This is a genomic window from Alteromonas alvinellae, from assembly GCF_902705805.1.
Genome location: NZ_CACSIH010000042.1, coordinates 49,458 through 67,091, shown reverse-complemented (window position 1 = coordinate 67,091; position 17,634 = coordinate 49,458). Strand labels below are relative to the sequence as shown.

Genomic DNA, 17,634 nt, shown 5'->3' with positions numbered 1-17,634 from the left:
GGCACTTCCTGTAACTGTGTACCTGAACGCTAATCACTCGTCTCACAGGCAGAGTTTTCGGACTATCAGCCGGACTAGAATGGTTGCAAGGTATACCGATTCGAGAGCCACTGCCTGTACTGCGTACCTGAGCACTAATCATTCATCTCACAGGTTCAGATAAATGGATTCTCGGGTCATTACGGTATCTTGAAAGTAGAAGCTAATTCAGTTGCGCCCCGAACCGTAGCTGCCGGGAACGCGGCGATCTAACGCATCAACTTTGTACTCAGCTTTGTGTTTCCGCTTTTTGTTTTTTGCGCGTCTTTCTGCCCTTAATGCTCTTTGCTTGGCTTTTGAAAAAATGATTAAACGGCCAACAGAAAGCCCATTGTCAGGGGAAGATTGCAAAGAAGCTAAGATAGATTCAATTTCTTTTGTAAGATAATCGATACTTTTTTCAGAGACTAGCTTAGATACCGTTGGCTCATGTCGCTTTTCTAATGGTTGTGCACAACCCCATTTATATGAATAAGAGTGTTGTGATTCCTTTGGGCTCTTTTGAACAGCGGGTTTTGCAGAATGTTTCTGTGGGCACTTTTTAATATGCGTAAGTAAAGTTTGTTTACGTTTGAATCGCTGAGAGCAGTGTGGGCAGGTTAATAATTCTGGAGACTTCTGCCATTGGGCATTTCGAGTCTTTTCCTTGCGTTCGTTCGGGCGCTTTGTTTCGCCAACAGCATTTGGGGTGGGTTCAGGCATGTCAGCTAATTTACTAACAGAATTGATTTGCCAGCCATGCTTGTTGACGAGGTGATCAAATAAATCACTCTCGTCAGTTTTTATGTCACATATTTGACAAATCAATGTCCTCATAAGTCACGATACCCCCAGTGCCTTATAAACCGCGTCAACAGGATCGCTGTAAAAACTCACCTGAAACTTTGTGAAAGTCTCTCCCGGCACGCTAGGTATGTCACTTGCTGATGCCATCGGCAGTAACACTTTTGTTGCTCCAGCTTCCAAAGCGACCTGCATCGTAGATGCAAGGTCCTGAACCGGATTCACAACACCACCCAGTGTCATGCTTCCTAGCACTACCATTGATTCCTGAATTGGCTTGTTCAATAAGATAGAGCAGCAGGCTACTAGTGACGCCAAGCTAGCGCTATGGCTATTACCACTGTTCTGAAGATCTACAAAATGGAGATGAAACTCGTGCTCAGAAAATTTGGTATTCGCTGCGATCCGACTCAAATTACCTTTAAAATACTCAAAGCCAACGCGAACCTGTTCCTTTGCTGCGGTATCGGAACCAAAACCAGACGTTGAATGTTTGCCATTACCTGCGGTCATTTGCGTTTCAAGGCGGAAAACGCCAAGTTTCCCTAATGCGCCATCAGTAACAAAATGAACAACACCCGGTTTTGGCACACCTTTAGGTATGAGATCTGAACCACCCTGCTCTGGCACTCCCACAAAAAATTCTTCATGGGTTTCATTATCGATGTAACTAAAATTCACATCGAAGAACTCCATACCACCAATCTTCTTAAGCTGTTCTTTCACCCTGCGTCGACATTCCAAGGCATAAGTTAAACACTCTCTTATGGCTTCCTTGTTATACTCTGCGTGAGGGTAAAGTAACTTCAGTAATCCTGATGTGGTCCGTCGTACCCCAATCACATCTCGCTGGTTGAGGTTGTTCCCTAACTTAAAGTATTTATCAATTGCGTCTGAGAACGTCGTCTTGCGCATTTCGCGCATATACTCAGCTAAGTAGTCGGTTATTAAGCCAAAACGGTCTGTGAAGAACTCAGGGCGCATTTTGGGTATCTCCCAACCGGGGATGTAAGCGTGGAATCGGTCAAAATACGCTGAATCGATCATTTCTGGCGGGAATGGAGCCAAGAGGTGACTGGTTTTCACTAACGTCTCGACACTGTGGTCGATATTGCCAACAAATACCATTGAAGCTTTGGCTTCAATAGAGTCGCGGCCACGTGAGAATGAGCCTGACGCCATATAATCTTTCATTATCTGGATGCCGTCTTTGTCTTTGAAGCGAATCCCAGCAACCTCATCAAATGCGACGACATCCCACATGCCTACCAAACCAATTTGGCGGGACGACATGTTATAGAACAGGTTCGCTACGGTAGTCTGACCGCCAGAAACAAGCAGTGAGTTGGGCGAGCATTCTTTGTAAACGTGCGATTTACCCGTGCCACGGGGACCAAGTTCGCAAACGTTATAGTTGTTCTCAACAAAGGGGATCATTCGCGCAATCAAATGCCACTTAGTGCGCGTTTCAAGATTGGCAGGCTCCATACCTACTGAACGCAGCAATACATCCATCCATTGTTCCGTAGTGAAATTGCACCGGGCACCATATACCTCGACCATATTCATCGAAGGCATCTGGATTGGCTTTAAATTCAGGATGCTAAACGGTGAAACCTTTTGTCCTTCTTCGTAAAAATAGCTCACCGTGATAATGCACCAGATCCCCCCGGTCAGTAGTTTCTCGTTTTCCTTTACGATTTTGTTTGGGACTACCGCGTCCTTGATGCCGATGTTCGACAAACTGGCTTCGTAAACATCTTTTTTCTGGTTAAGCTTCACCGTGACTTTATCGATGACTTTGTGCGTGCCTTTTTCACGGATAAGCGATTTGGCTTTTTCTGCCTCATCTGGACGAACATAGTTCTCAGTCAGGATTTTTTTAACGTTCTTCAGACCTTCCTGTATTAGTTCATCTTCGGCCGCAGAGCAGTACATGCCGAGCAGATACTCAAGTACATAGACAGGAACATTCGCACCTTCCTTGAGCTGCTTGGTTAGATCCTTACGAACCACGCGTCCTTTAAACTCGGTAGTGAGTAAGTCATCCAGATCATCACCACAGATTTCTGTTTCTTTATTGTTATCTGTCATTTATCCGTGCTCTCCCTAGAAAAAATCGTCTTCAATGGCCAAGTCAATCGTCACCGTATGTGTTGCCATAGACTGACTGGCATCAGTATCTTTTAAAATCAGTTTGTAGCTCAGGTTACGGTCAAAGCCGCTACCTTCAAGCTTCATCGACACGTTGCGTTTGCGCTCATCTAACTTTTCGGACGCAGAATCGAATAGCACTTTCTCAACGGCACTTACCCGCATCCCCTCGGGTGATTCAATCCAAAGTTCCAGCTCTCTGGCTTTGAATTTATCGCCTACGGCATCGGTTTGCAGAAGCTGAATACGGTCGATATTACTGACGATCCTCACCGGGTTGTTTAATGGAACAACACCTACTTTTTGTTTCGCGTGTTTGGTTTGAGCCTTTGTATCTAACTCGCGCACATGCAACACCGGCACACAAATTTCCTGCGGCATGATCCCGCCGTGTATAAACTTGGCACCACCCACAAAGTTAAACCGATTACTGCCACGCGGTACAATAAACTTGGCATCATCACCGCTCGTAGCATCAATTCCAGCGGTATTGGCTAAACGTCCCGTCCAGTAATAACTATCAGTTGGTAACTTGGAGCCGATTACATAGCGCTTTTTAGCCTCAACTGCGCCATCAGGTTTGATTTTGAGTGAAGTTTTATCTGCATCGGTCACATCAGTCATTTTAAATAGGAAGCCGTGATCAGCAGTCACGATAACGCGGCTACCATTTAGGCGATTTATTATGCGAGACACCAAGTTTTTGATTTCACTCATCGCATCACGGGCAGCTTCAAAAGTCAGGTTCTCAGTAGCATGTTTATCACCAATCGCGTCAATATTGTCGTGATAGATGTACACCACCTCCAAGTTCCGAACTTTCTCCCGACCTTCCTGATTGGTCCAGTTCAACACATCATTTGCTTTAAACGCAGCGCCCTTGTGCTTCGCCAATATCTTGTTGCGATTTTCTAAGCCATGCACTGACAATCCATCCGCTCGGTATTCCACAGTTTTACCTAGATGTGCAGTCATGGTCTTGTGGGGTAGCAAGCTACCCATTCCCAACTGGGTATAGCTGGGCACCACACCTAATTGAGAATGAAGCTTTGCCTGATAACGCTTCTCATCATTTATCTGCTGTCCAATTTCAGACGCCACTTCATACCGAAGGGCATCAGATATAATCACAAATACACGCTTTACCGGCCCATTACTGAGAAGGCTTCCAACCTCTTGATTAAAGAAGTCCTGTTGATTGTTAACACCCGTCAATTTCCAGCTATCTAATAATGACTCGTTATCTACCAGCTTGCCCCAAACAACTGCCAGATCATGCAAATACCAGTCAACGTAAAGTCGTTCGATATCGTCAACCAGCCCGGTAGCTTTTAATAGATCACCGCCGTCTGTCTTATTGAGCTCAATACAGTTCTCACAGAATACCCGGTACGCATAATCAAACTGATACAATTCTTCGGTATACGCTGCATACATCTGCTTGCAGCTTTGAAAATCAAAGCCATCGGCATGCTTTTCTTTTAACTCGTAGAAATGACGTGCGGCCTTGAGTGCCTTGTACATGGGGGCAAAGTTTTCGGTCGCTACGCACCAATGGCCACGAAGGCGGGTTGTGATCCAGTCGTCGACCTCTGTGCGTGTAAACGCAGGCAAGTCTTTGGCAAGTGTCTTCAGTAATTGCTGGTCGGCTTCTTTGAATGTTTCAACGTGTAGCAGCTTCTCTGGTTGAGTCAGTTCGGCTAATTTGCTCGATATTTCAAGCTCAGCTGCAATGTCACTCGCAATTGTATTGTAGCTAGATGCCAATGTTCGGCTCTCACGCCAGTTTGCCACAAAATTGACGATGCCAGCGCGTTTTGCTGCGGCATTCGCCATCTTATCCTGCAATTCAGCGGGAAGTTGATCATAGACGTTCCTGTCTAATCGCATAGGTAATATATGCGCCGATAGGCTTTGACCAAATTGACTATTCGCCGCATCAACGCCGCCTGTCTGTAAAGCTTGAAAGCAATCAGTCACTAACAGTTTGATGAGTAACTCATGCAAAGAAGGTTGTTTAACTTTTACAGCATCACTGTTTGAGATATCGTCGCTCTGCCATAGTGCAGGCTCAATATAACCGAATTCTGCAACCACAAAGCTCCAAAAGGGCTTTGCTAAGGCGTATTTATCCAGCTCATCCAGTAACTGATTGGCGTCTTCTGGCTTATGGGAATAGGCATCAAACAACTGATGGAGCACAGCATTGAAACTGACGGTTTCTACTTTCAGCAAAACCGAAATCATCGCAAGCTCTAGAAGCGCTTTATCCGCATTTTCCGGCAGAAGCTTTTTCAACTTGGTGTAACGCTGCTTATTGCCAAAAAAACGCTTGTAGCGGCTAATATCCTGCCGAAACTCCATGCGCATTCCTAACTCATTCAAAATTATGGCACTGGAGTCGGCGTAAAAATGCGAAGCATACTGGCGAATATCATACAGCCAGTCTCGCGTAGGGGCATTTACCGGCTTATTGCTGTATAACAGAAAGTTAGTGTTAGGCTGTTTGAGCTCAATCCGTTGCTTTACTTCGAGTTGTGAGGAAGTATCAAGTTCGATTACCTCTGTACCCCGCTCATGCATAGCGCTATGCACTTCGGACAGTTGCTCAACAAACTCACTGTCGTCATCTTGCCAAAATACAATTCGACAGTCTTTGAACTTTGCTTCAATTCCTTTGATGAAGTCTGCTAAGTTCATTTCACCGCCTTGCCATGAATGGCTTTTACATTTGCGAGTAAGTTACCAAACTTCCCATAGTTAGCCTTTACGCCGTCATCAAGATCTAATGAAATGCGCATCTCTGCATAGTGCTTAAGTTCTTCGTCAAATTTGCGCAACTCTGCTTGTTTCTTCTCAAGATCTTTAATCTCTCTTTCAATACGACGTTGCTCGGTGCCACTCGCATCAACTACTTCTTCCAACTTCCTAGCTAGCTGATGATCATATTTGCCCATTAGCGGCGTAACATACTCGGTACGCATGCGCGATAGCGTGGCTTCGTTGTAGCGATGAAGATATACCAAGCATTCAAACGCCTTTTCTTTACCTGAGCTAAACAGCCAGTAAATCGGGCGCTTCTTATACATTTTGCAATGATCAGTAAAGAATTGAGTGGAGAAATAGCGACGAATCGTTTCCATAGCACTTTCGCCTTTCTTGAAATTCATGGCGTTTAAACAAAGGCTTTCGGCGGCAAATTCTAAGTTCTCTTGAAGGTGTTTAGTGCCCCAAACTGTCTTAACAAACTCACGGAAACGTGCTGTTGCATCATCTTCAAATAACCATTCTTCGGAGGCGAGAGGAATGATACCGTCATCATCGGCGGGAAAGGTTTTATAGGCGCTTGCCGCTGACAGTTCTCGAAATCCTTCGTTGCATGAATGGGCGTAAACTATTCCTTTACGATCCAAAGAGTATCTCCCCATACTGCAACCGATAAAAAAACTTGATAAGTCAATTATTAAATTTGAAACATCCTCGTTTTCATTCCCACAAATGTTTGCATTAGACTGTTCAGAATTCGTGCACTCTGTGTCATGGGTGAAGCTCTTATAAACTTTATACTCAAGTTCCTTTTCGAGCTCTGTAATAGTGTTTTGTCTTTCAGCAATTGTCGAAATTATTCTCTGAATTGAAACGCGGAGTTTATCTTCTTTTTTATCAGTTAATGAATAAAAGCTCGCAAATCCAAGGCTAATCTCCGTTGAATCCCACTCATTTTTGGAAATAAGAATAAGCTCTTTAACTAAATCAGAAACTTCAGAATTTGGCCTCGGAAGTCGCAACACTTCCCCCGGATTGGCATTCACTGTAGGACTAATAAGCTTAAGTATTTCTGAATACAAATTAGTATTCAGCGCTCCTAAAATACTATAGAGTAAGTTAGAGTCTTGAGCCTTTAGAAATAAAGTTGGAGACGCAGAGGAGTATTCAGAGTCATCGCATTTTAGTCTAAAAGAGTTTTTTGAAGATGTAATCGCTGACCACGTAATCCCAACTTTCCCCCAAAATTTTGATTGAGTCAGCCCTCCATGCGAGGCGTAGTTAGTTTTTGCTTCATCAGTCCAACTAACAACATATAATCTATTCCCATACCATTTCCTAAATTCGCCTCCTTTTTCATATAATTTCCACTCCAGTCCAATTTTCTTTGAATCAACCTCCCAGTGATACCTAACGTATTTTTCGTCATTATGAGTTTTGCATCTTCCCCCAGACTCAAGAATGTCGGATAACTGGCCAGTTAAATAATATGCTGAAAAGTCTCTCCAATATGCGATCGGCTTTCCGGGAATATTATTGAAGCTATCGGATATAGTGTATCGAAACCGCTCATTTTTGACAGGGAATTCATATGGCACTTCTTTTTCACTAATATCATCATTTTCTAAATAAGAATATGATGCGCGATAACCGCCTATAGGGACTTTGCCAAATACAGTAGCATTAGTCCCAAATGCTATTTTCATCACTCCGTTACCCATGTGTAACATTGTCAAAATGTTTTTTTCTGAAAGTATTCCCTCTCTGAACTTTTCATATCCTGATAAGAACATCCAGCTTTGCATCGTTACCATTGCGTTAAAGCCACTTTCTTTTATTAAGAAAAAGCCTCTTTCAATAAACATTGCAAATAAGTCTGATTTGGAGTTCGGAAAACGCTTTTTTGCAAAGTCTTTCAATAATCCATTCATTCCTTTTCCACCCATATACGGTGGATTGGCGATGACTGCATCATACTTTTGAGTCAATAAGGTAGCTTGCGCTACCACAGGTAGCAGCTGGCTTGCAGCTGCTACTGCTGCTGGGTCAGTGCCTAATAACTTCTCCAGCAACTCAGATTTGAATTTCTCAAGTATTGGAAGATATTCATGATCTATCTGAATCAATGAGCCCAACGTTTTCGCCTGTTCAAACGACGTAATCAGGTATTTCAGCAAATCGAAGTATTTGGCGTATTCATCTGTCGGAGCATCAAATTTCTTAGTTTCGACAAACAAATCACCGCTACTGCCTTGTTTGGCTTTACCGTCCAAGTTCAGTGCTTGCCAGAGTGATACGCTGTCCCAGCCTTCAGTGGACTGCAATGCATAAACATTAAGTTTTACGCTGCCATCTTGAACGCGCTGGAATATCCGTCGGTCGTCCTCTCGGGCTTTCATTAAAAGCGCAAAACCAGCGAGTTGCGCCGCTCGGTCGTCGATATCCAGACCATAGATATTTTTAGTCAGGATCAACTCTGGAATTTCGCGCAACCGATACCCCCGTTCTAGGTAGATTTCACGAAGAACTTCATACATCTCAACGAGAATATGGCCCGAACCACAGGCTGGGTCGAGCGCTTTGATTGATTCTGGGTCAATGCTGCTTGGGGTGATGGCAGCTAGCTGAGCGTTTACCTCATCGGTTTGCTCGGCAGGCTCAATGTAGTACTCCATCTTGGCTTTGATGGAAGAATCCGGATAGGTAGCCAACCATTGACGGCCAATGCTGTTTTGCACTAGATATTTAACAATCCAGTTTGGGGTGAACAGCTGAGTCGCTGCCGGTATATCCTCTGATTTAACCATCTTGCCAATAACGGCATCTTTATGCTCTGAAATATAAAACTGGTAAAGCCAACCGATGACTTCGATCCGTTCCCAGTCCTCTTCAGGAATATCGTTGACCAGCCCCTTCAGAATCGAATCGGTTTTAGTAAGATTATCAGGCAGCAGCAGCTCGGTTGAATCATCAATGGCCTCGAATAGAAACGGCATAACATTGTGTAAGTGATGGCATTGGCCAAGTAATAACTCACGATACAACACTTCCTGTTTATCACCAGCTAGTTGCCATTCGATGATTTGTGCTTTATCCAGCCCCAACATATCAGCAACGTCGGCGGCATGGTCTAAGATTTCCGGTAAACCATCTTGATTGCTTGGATTACTTAATACCCGGAAGCCATGCTCAAAGTAGTCGTGAAGCTCCATATATCGAAGCGCGGCTAGTCGGTTAAACCACGTATACGCCATCTCGCGAACAAATAAGTCGTAACGCTCTTTATGTGTCGCCAAGGGCTTTTCTTCTATATGCTTTTCAAGCCGCTTGCGCTGTTCACCCTGCTGTTTAGTAAAGGCATTTCCTTCAATAATAGCCGTGCTACCCTGAAAGCTGACGGGAGCGAATTCATCTTCGTATATGCCAAAGTGTGCTGCACGTTTGGCTACCGCTTCCATAAACTGGCGACGTGCTTTTGGAGCATAAGCCTTTAAGTTCTTAGTATTCATAATCAGTGTCCCTACTTATTTGATACGCACTTTGTTGTTGCTGTTCACCAAGGATGTGAGTTCGGTTTTTAGTGCAGCTAAATAAGCATCGATATCTTGCTCAGTCTCAAGTACACCCGATTGGTTTACTTTGCGAACAATGGATGCTGTATCCACGGTGACCATTTTCTTGGGAAGAGGTGTTACCGGCTTTTCTGCGACCTTGGCGGCATTTTTACCATCCCCCAGTCCGTCGCCATCGGGGCTTGGATAGAGCTTCGGTTGTTTTTGTCGCTCTGCTTCCTGTTGTTCGATGAATTCGTTGATGGCGATGTAGGCATCTTCTTCTAGTGCCTGAGATTCGCTTTGCTCTTGCAAAATATCAGCGATGGCTTGCAACTTCTCTAAACGCTTAATAGCGTTTTGTAATGGCATCAGTACTCGGTTACTTAGTTCATCTGGTGCCTGTGCCTGTTTGATTTGCTCTTGTACCAGACTAATGCGATGTTCGATACGCTCTTTGGCATGTTGGCGTTTTTTATCAAGTAACTGCGAGTTGACCTTATCCACTTGCTCAATCAATGGTTCTATATTGCGAATGTCTCGATAAGGACGAACACTGTCATAAATTGCCTGAAGTTCTTTTAGCGCTTTGGCGGCTTGCTCATCACTTTCCAGTGCTTTCCGGTTACGCTCAAATTCAATCGTCAATGCACTGGCTAACCGCTGCCACGTGTTAAATTGGGTTTCGTAGAAGTTTTCCAGATCTTCAAAGTCTTCTTCGAAATCGAGCAAATCGTTGCTGGCGTCCAAGAACTGGTCGATAAACTGAAAGCTGGATTGGGTTTCAATTAACCCTGCTAAAAGCAGGCGACCATGCTCTATTTCACTCTTGCCGGGGTACTGGCCCGTAGAGGCCTTTTGCGCAAAGCCATCAAGCTTGGATTTCATTGTACGCAACTTGTCTTGCGCGGCGTTAAACAGCTCTTTTTCAGTCTCAGGTGCGTTTACCGAAAACACATCGCGATACAACTTGGCTGCTCGTTTTAAGTTCGCTTCTGACTGCTGCTTTATTTTACGTACACGAAGTTCAGCCCGCTTGCGCACCTGAATCAGGTTGTCGTACACACTCTTGAGTGGTACTTCCTGTTGGCGCATGTGGAAACAGATTTTGTTAGCAAGGGCTAATCGCGCCATGATCAACAGAATTTCTTCATCATTCCAGCCAAACGGACGTTTAGAAAACCGCTTCACAACATCCTCTGCGGTGGTTAAACGGCCCGTATCATCTGCCAGTGTGATGTATTTCTCCACTTCTAATGTGGCTTCTGGATTAACCTCATCGTCTTTCAGATCCAGACCGATTTGACTGGCGTCATCAGCGACCAATGTTTGCTGTATTTCACGGCGTATGTCTCCGGGAAAACGCCGCACAAGTTTGAGCTTGCTGAACGTATTCTCAATCACGTAGCGATAAGCATCATCCAATATCATTGAGACCGAATTGCCTTTTGGATTAAGCTGAGAGCCAAGCGCGTAGTAATACGCATCTTTGACCAACTCTTCAAACGCCGTAATTAGACGTTTGTGACGAGAGTGGTTTTCAGAAGCTTTGTCGCGAAGCAACTGTTCTTGTTCAGGGCGGTTACCCCCTGTCATGCGCAGAAACTTACGGGTCTTTATGAAGGTTCTTAGCTCATCGAAAAGCTGTTTGTCATCGTCCAACTTGATCAGGATGGCACCGTTACCTTCAGCCGAGTTATTCATGCATACTGTGTGAATGTACTCTGCAAAGTTGGCATCTATCGGTGAAATCACCTTAACAACCAAGTCGTTTTCAACCGCACCATCTCTGGGAATACCATTGCAAAAACGACTAACCGGGAACAGTTGGTTGTTTTCGGGGTAGGTATACTGGTTTTTGCGGCGCAGTACCTCTTCAAAAATAATGTTGCTAAGTTCAGCAGTTTCATCTGAGACTTCAATCTCGGTATGCTGGATTTCCTTCTCAATTTCTTTTTCTTCATTGGTCAAAAAGATGTACTCATCACCCTGACGAGCAATCAGCAGGTTTTGCTCCAGCACGTTAAGTGCATGCTCTATTTGACGGCGCAGAGTAAGCCTGTCTTCATCAACCTTACTAACGCAAAGCGTAACTAAGTTGTCTAAAGTGGACTTGATAACATCCACATAGCGAATGAGGAAAAGGGTTTTAAGTATATTGACGGCAAAATCGGAAATGGAGTCTTTGTCAGAGGCATTGTCGATATCGCGCTTGACCGCTGTGTCTAGGAAGCTCTCAATGGCTGGGTAAAAGCGATAAAGCGGGATTAAAGCACCAATTTCTTCGTTGCTGATTTGCTGGGCCGCGCTTTGGAACGCATCTAGTAATGAACGTTCGCCCCTGCTTAAGTGCAAACCTGTAGCTCCGGCTTTGCGAATCGCCTCGAAAATCTTCTGCACCAAAATGTAGTGATATGGCACAAATGGATACGCATGCACAAAGCTCGTGGCGTCTTTGTAGTTAGCCAGTTCCGCTGTGGTCGTTGCATCAAACGCAAGCTGGTTGCGCAGAATATCGCCTTTCTGGTCGTAAAGCGATTGCAGTGCGTCACGTGCAGTATTGTCCTTTTCTAGCAAGCGCTTCTCAATTACCTCACTGGTATTCGAGCTGGATAATGACAGTCGCTCAAAACGCCCTTGGATCTTCGAAAAGTCATGCCCTTTAGAACCAGACATCTGGCCAATAACAGCATCAATATCTTCCTGAGACGTGACCACTACCCATGCTCTACCTTCACAGATAGTGCCTAAGTTTTCGGTAATGGTTTGTAGCTTCAGCATCATTTGGGTGTTGTTACCGATGAACTGACCCACTTCATCCACGAAGAACAGTACGCGGCGATTGATATCCTGATCCAGATATTCCTTCACCCATTTACAGAAGTTGGCTACATCGAGGGAGAAGTTTCTTTCTAGATTATCCACCCACTGCCTAGCAGATTCCACAGACTGCTCAGTGACCTTTGCCAACGCTTCGGCTAGATCATCGCGATAGAAATCATAAGCATCCCGCTCTGCAACCCAATCGACGGAAGTAAGCTCATTGAAAACGTCTTTAAACTTCTCAAATACCCCTTTGCTGGCGAGCTCTCTCTCTAGGTGGGCAATGTGCGGATGATCGCCACTGAAGCCCATTTCTTCGTTAAAGACCTTCAGAAATACCTTTAAAATAGCGTTGTCACCATCGTCCGTGTTGGCGCGGCTATCAATGTTGAACAGAATGACGGTGTTGTCTTTATTGATAGCAGTATCAATTTCACCCAGTAGGAAACCATCGAGGCCTTTATTTTTGAAAAACTCGATAGCAGTTCGGTCAATTGCGCCGTTATTAGCCCGAATATTCTTTAACAGGTAAGAGAGGATCTTGATGAAATGGGATTTACCTGAACCGAAGAAGCCACTTACCCAAATACCTAGTTTTCCAGATGCCGCCTTGGCTTTCGGATCTCTAACGGAAGGCATGTAGGCATCAAAGAATTTCTCAAAGTGTTGGGCCAATTCTTTGGTAATGACATATTCATCCAATTCGGTGAACACGATATCATTTTCCGTTTGGTCCGCTTTTACAACACCATTAATTTTGCGCTCAATATCTTTGGTAAATAGTTGTTTAATCTGCATTAATTTCCCCTAAATCCGTTTATGGCACTAACTTAAATGCTCTGTAATAGTTATTTGAGTCAATTGTCCCGAAAGGTTTTAACCTCGCCCCATCGTATTCGCCCGGATAGAACAATACGGTGGGTACGCTGCCAACTTTGGCGTGAAGTGCATTGAGTAAACCGTGGCCGCGAACGATGGGCCATGCGCTTCCTAGGCCATGCAGCAGGATAAATTCGCTTTGCTCAAGATTGGCTTTCTCAACGATAAACTCAGCTACTCTGTTTTGCTCCAGCGGGCCTTTGAGTGCATTAAAAAGCGCATCATCACCTCTATCTTGCTGTAACTTGAATGCACGCTCTGTCAGATTTCGACTATCTAAAATATCAATAATCACTTCAAACAAATTGATGCTTGCGAACTTCCGTCCACGGTTCTTAAGCTTTCCGGTAATAAAGCTGAGATGTTCACGAACCTCCAATTCTGCATCCGCTGGATAGTCGAATATGTAGAAACCAATTTCATTTCCCAGACCTTTGTTTTCCAAAAACTCTGCACTTTCAATTTTTTGCAGAATTTGGTCTAACCGCTCGCGTAATGTCTTTAATTGCTTATACGACGACATCTGATTAGGCCTCCATTGCCGCAATGACATCTTCTCTTTCCATATGTGCAAGTAGCGACCGTACTTCAGGTAATAAGAAGATGTTTTGTAGCTTTTTGGTTCGAGTGGAGTCGATATAACCCGCGTCCGCCAATAACTTAAACGCAACCTGAGCTATCTTGTATGTGGAAGTTTCTGACATCGAGCCTAGTTCGGGATAAATGCGAACACTGTCATCCCAAAAACTTTCCCAATCTTTCTGATCGATGTATTCACGAAAGACTCGTTTTGCATCGATAACGACATTACGCATGAAATCCGCCAGTATGGGCGAATTAATAAGCGTTGCCGCAAACATCAATTGGGTAGCGAGTTCAGTACCACCAAATGCCAGCTTCTCTAAGTAGGCGTTGCTCAGCCCCTCCAATCTCTTTTTGATTGTGGCCGCATTGCGCTTGGCCGATGCATCAGAGCGTTTTTGTAAAACGTTTCGATTTACAATGGCATCATGCCAATCATCTGCCGACGGTGATGTTAATAAGATCTCCGCAATTGTCTGTGATTCGCGTAGCATCAGGCTGCCACCGATAAGGTCACCTAAATAGGCTTTATGGTTTTTAATTTTGGCCTGAGCATTCATTTATTTATTCTCATTATCGGGTTCATATCCCGGTGCGATTGCTAAATTTTCAGCACCGTAGAGTGTTTGTCTGTTCTTCAGCCTAAGTTGGTATTCTGAGCCTCGCAACGAGGCATTTGCCGTGCAGTCGACATTCCAACGGCGTAGCAGATATCCTGCCATAGCGGCTCTAACGTTGAGTTCTAACATGCCGTCATTCATCGAATAATCCAGCTCAATGGCCGTCGGGTGCTTAATATTTTCTGGATGAGGCACCAATCGCAGCGGCATCATTCGCATCCACTGATGATCGTCTAGCTTATCCTCACCTCGGTTAACCTCTGCATCGATAAGAGTAACCTTTGAGATACGTGTGATAACAAAATCTCGAAAGCTTGAAGATTTTCGGTCGAACGCTCGAACGTGCCATCGCAATCCGTTATCAACGATACTATGGGGTACGATTTCCCTTGCACCCGACCCGCTACTGAGCGAGGTATAAATAATACTGACGGCCTTTTTATTAACTGTTGCTTGTACTAAACGGGCAACAATAAAGATATCTGGTACGTTGAGCTGGCTGGGTGCTTCTACCGGGAAATCGATATCACTTATCGCGTCAAACCCATCTGATATGTGATTTGCCAACTTGGCGAGGGTCTTCTTCGCATCGTGCTCGACCAACGGGGTAAACTCAGGCGTTTGATAATATCTTTTATCGCGCGAGTCATACTCCATGTTTTGCGGGCATAGCTCTTTGTACAAAGTAATATCGCGTGAAGCGGACGATAAACCTTGTCCGAAGTAATTGACGACTTCGGACCTCGTAACATGTCCGATAAAAAGAAGTTTGAAGTCGATATATGCAAGTCTTTGCTTTTGAGCAAAGTTCAAGTCTTGCCAACTCATCATAACCCACCCATTCCAAATAGTAGACTGAGTGTGTCTCAAAATGATACGGACGTCAATTCGAAACGGGAGAAGAGCATCTATACATTTCGCTATCAATGGCCTTTGTGTTCAAAATATTGTCTGACATTGTGAACAATGTTCAATAATTAAAATTCAATATTTTGTTCATGTATGGCAAGCTATGTTCATAAGTTAATAGATTTGAACAGCGCAACGAAGCTGACCTAGTTAAAGAGGAAAAGATGAGCACGATAAAGATGACGGACGAGCTGATCAATGATGCATTGGATCCTGATTCATCAAGTTTCTTTGTGATTGAGCGTGGTACAGACTTTCAGTATCTAATCAAGTTGCACAAGGAGTTTGGGCCACTTAACCAGACTATTTTTGCCGATACAGATAATTATGATGTTTTCATCATGAACGGAGAAACTAAATGGTTTGAAGAACAGATTATGCCATGGCTAGATGAAGAAAGTTCTGGACCGATAGAAAAGATAGAGCTTGGCCCACAGCATTCATTTTATCACCGCAAATTACCTCGTATATTAGTACAGCATGAACCAAGCCTTGCGAATGATCTTAAGACCATGAGAACTGAAGAGGGAACTTAAAATGGCTTTAATTGGCTTTGCGCGTGTTAGCACTCGGGAGCAAGATCTCTCTTATCAGTTATCTACGTTGAAAGAAGCTGGCTGTATAAAAATTTTTCACGGAAAACAGTCCGGGGCATCTGAGGAAAATGATGAAAAACTTCGAGAGCTAGTTAGTTACATCAGAGATGGTGATATCGTGCTCGTTACGAAATTAGACAGGTTAGGACGATCATTGAGATCTATTTTAAAAACAATAGACAGTATTCATGCGGAAAAAGCTTCTCTTAAAACACTTGACGGCGCAATCGACACAACTAATGACTCTCCGTTCGCAAAAGCACAACTTAGTTTAATTGGCACGTTTTCGCAGCTTGAACGAGATCTGATTGTGGCTAGGACATCAGAAGGCCGACTGCGAGCGAAATCCTCTGGAGTGAAGTTCGGCAGACCGACTAAGCTGACTGAGCAAGAGATCACTGAAGTTAGGAAGCTATTTAATAAAGGTAACGGGTTGAGTAAAAATGCATTAAGTAAGAAATTTGGAGTGTCACGAATGACGATTGCAAGAGTGGTTAGCAAGGATCCCTAAATGGTCTGATAGAGGCTGTTCCACCATACGCTGCCTAAGATTTTCCCAAATACATTAACGGCACCTTAACTTTACTGTAATGAATGGTTCAATAGACCGTTAGGAGCATATGATTTGCAAGCCACTACTAAAGACTATGTGATAAAACAAATTGAAGAACTTTATTTGAAGGTGACTTCAAGTGAATCAGTCTCAATTTGATCTATCAGATTCTAATAATAGGACTAAATCAAATTTGACAGTCGCACATGTGCCATGAGCTGCCGTTCAAATATTTGTAAATTGCCGGGATATTAGTTATGAGCAAAACAATAACTCTATACTAAAGTAGCAAAAAAATCGTTTATTTTTCGTGCTATGTTTTTCAGTGCTTTAATAAAGATCTCATGAAGAACAAGGATTGAAATGAAAAATCTAGTTATATTTCTCTTAGGCCTGAGTGTTGCGGGTTGTGGTTCTACACCTGAAATGTACGTTCACAATGTCCAAAAATCTTGGATAGCCACTACAGGAGGAACTCCGGGAGTGCTCCCTGATCTGGGTAGTCAAAAGTTAAACGATCGTCTTATTGAGTTAAAAGCTATTGCTGATGAAGTCCAAAACAATCAATGGCGCCTTTATCCTCCGGCATCGTTGGGACTTGCTATTTGTAATTTGACTGAAGAAAAGATGATGAAAAAAAATGGAGTGTCAGATTTGTTTGCAGATCAAAATGACAATTCAGGCGGGTCATTGTTAGAGCAAATCTCAAACGACTCTATTAATCAACAAAACGACGAAATAGGTATTAAAGAACTCGGCTGGAGTGTTAAATCTCAAAGAGTGATGAGTAACAAACACTGCAACTTTTCTAGGGACGACTTTAAGCAAGGTCGCGAGGATGTTTTCTTTACATCGGGCGAATATGTCAAAAAGATTAGTGTTCCCAAATCAGCGTTTGGTTTTGACATTCAGCCGTCAGACTTGTTACAGACGGACACTATTATGGGTGATAACGTCATTCGTAGTGGTGTTTACGAGACCTCCGCTTTGTTCGTAGGGGAAATGAACGAGGATGGAGATCCTGTGTCGTTAATTGACCACGTCGCCCGTCTAGACTACGCAAGACAACCTTTTCAAATTGATTCATACAAAGCTAGAACCGTTGAAGTATTTACAGGTAGGTCTAATGGGATGTCTTTGAAAATGACAGCAACTCCACAGCTGGAGGGATTATATCAAGTAGTTCTGTTTAACTATGATGATGATGGGGCAGTTACATTCAGAAAATACAACGGTGATGCATTAAATGTTATTGGTAATTTAAATTCCGAAGGAAAAAATCATGGCATTCAAAAGTACATGTATGCTGATGAACCACACTATACAAAGTGCTTCGTAAATGGACAAGAAATGACAATGGATAAGTGTAGTTAAACAAC

General features: G+C 43.7%; 11 protein-coding genes. 3 read left to right on the top strand and 8 right to left on the bottom strand.

The features are described 5' to 3' along the window. Positions 1-207: 207 nt before the first annotated feature. From ACX5KA_RS03325 to ACX5KA_RS03290, 8 genes are read right to left on the bottom strand one after another with little or no spacing between them, the layout of a single operon-like run. Complete coding sequence (locus ACX5KA_RS03325; protein WP_458730397.1) at positions 208-855, bottom strand: hypothetical protein; 648 nt, start codon at positions 853-855, stop codon at positions 208-210. Between the two features lie 3 nt (positions 856-858). After that, on the bottom strand, positions 859-2,916 hold the full coding sequence (gene brxL, locus ACX5KA_RS03320) for a protease Lon-related BREX system protein BrxL (protein ID WP_458730396.1): 2,058 nt from the start codon (positions 2,914-2,916) through the stop codon (positions 859-861). A 15-nt stretch (positions 2,917-2,931) separates the two neighbouring features. After that, positions 2,932-5,676, bottom strand: coding sequence for a BREX-1 system phosphatase PglZ type A (gene pglZ, locus ACX5KA_RS03315; RefSeq protein WP_458730395.1), 2,745 nt, complete (start codon positions 5,674-5,676; stop codon positions 2,932-2,934). Next, positions 5,673-9,251 carry a BREX-1 system adenine-specific DNA-methyltransferase PglX gene (gene pglX / locus ACX5KA_RS03310; protein ID WP_458730394.1) on the bottom strand — a complete coding sequence of 1,193 codons (3,579 nt, stop codon included), beginning with the start codon at positions 9,249-9,251 and terminating at the stop codon, positions 5,673-5,675. Before pglX ends, pglZ begins: the two co-directional genes overlap by 4 nt. 15 nt (positions 9,252-9,266) lie before the next feature. Next, a complete protein-coding gene (brxC, locus tag ACX5KA_RS03305; RefSeq protein ID WP_458730393.1) occupies positions 9,267-12,914 on the bottom strand; it encodes a BREX system P-loop protein BrxC in 3,648 nt (1,215 codons plus the stop codon). A 19-nt stretch (positions 12,915-12,933) separates the two neighbouring features. Next, the gene (locus ACX5KA_RS03300; protein ID WP_458730392.1) at positions 12,934-13,518 is read right to left on the bottom strand and encodes a DUF1788 domain-containing protein; all 585 of its coding nucleotides are present in this window, start codon (positions 13,516-13,518) and stop codon (positions 12,934-12,936) included. A 4-nt stretch (positions 13,519-13,522) separates the two neighbouring features. Further along, entirely contained in the window at positions 13,523-14,137 is a 615-nt protein-coding gene (locus ACX5KA_RS03295; protein ID WP_458730391.1) for a DUF1819 family protein, read from the bottom strand. After that, positions 14,138-15,028, bottom strand: a complete 891-nt coding sequence (locus ACX5KA_RS03290) for a WYL domain-containing protein (protein ID WP_458730390.1) — start codon at positions 15,026-15,028, stop codon at positions 14,138-14,140. A gap of 242 nt (positions 15,029-15,270) precedes the next feature. On the opposite strand from ACX5KA_RS03290, the gene ACX5KA_RS03285 reads away from it, so the two are divergent. The 3 genes from ACX5KA_RS03285 to ACX5KA_RS03275 all read left to right on the top strand — a co-directional run bounded on the left by ACX5KA_RS03285 (position 15,271) and on the right by ACX5KA_RS03275 (position 17,629). Further along, positions 15,271-15,642: a hypothetical protein gene (locus ACX5KA_RS03285; RefSeq protein WP_458730389.1), complete on the top strand. Its 372-nt coding sequence runs from the start codon at positions 15,271-15,273 to the stop codon at positions 15,640-15,642. Between the two features lies 1 nt (position 15,643). Further along, positions 15,644-16,213 (top strand): recombinase family protein, encoded by a 570-nt coding sequence (locus tag ACX5KA_RS03280; protein ID WP_458730388.1) that lies wholly within the window; start codon positions 15,644-15,646, stop codon positions 16,211-16,213. A 405-nt stretch (positions 16,214-16,618) separates the two neighbouring features. Continuing rightward, positions 16,619-17,629 carry a hypothetical protein gene (locus ACX5KA_RS03275; protein WP_458730387.1) on the top strand — a complete coding sequence of 337 codons (1,011 nt, stop codon included), beginning with the start codon at positions 16,619-16,621 and terminating at the stop codon, positions 17,627-17,629. Positions 17,630-17,634: the final 5 nt, after the last annotated feature.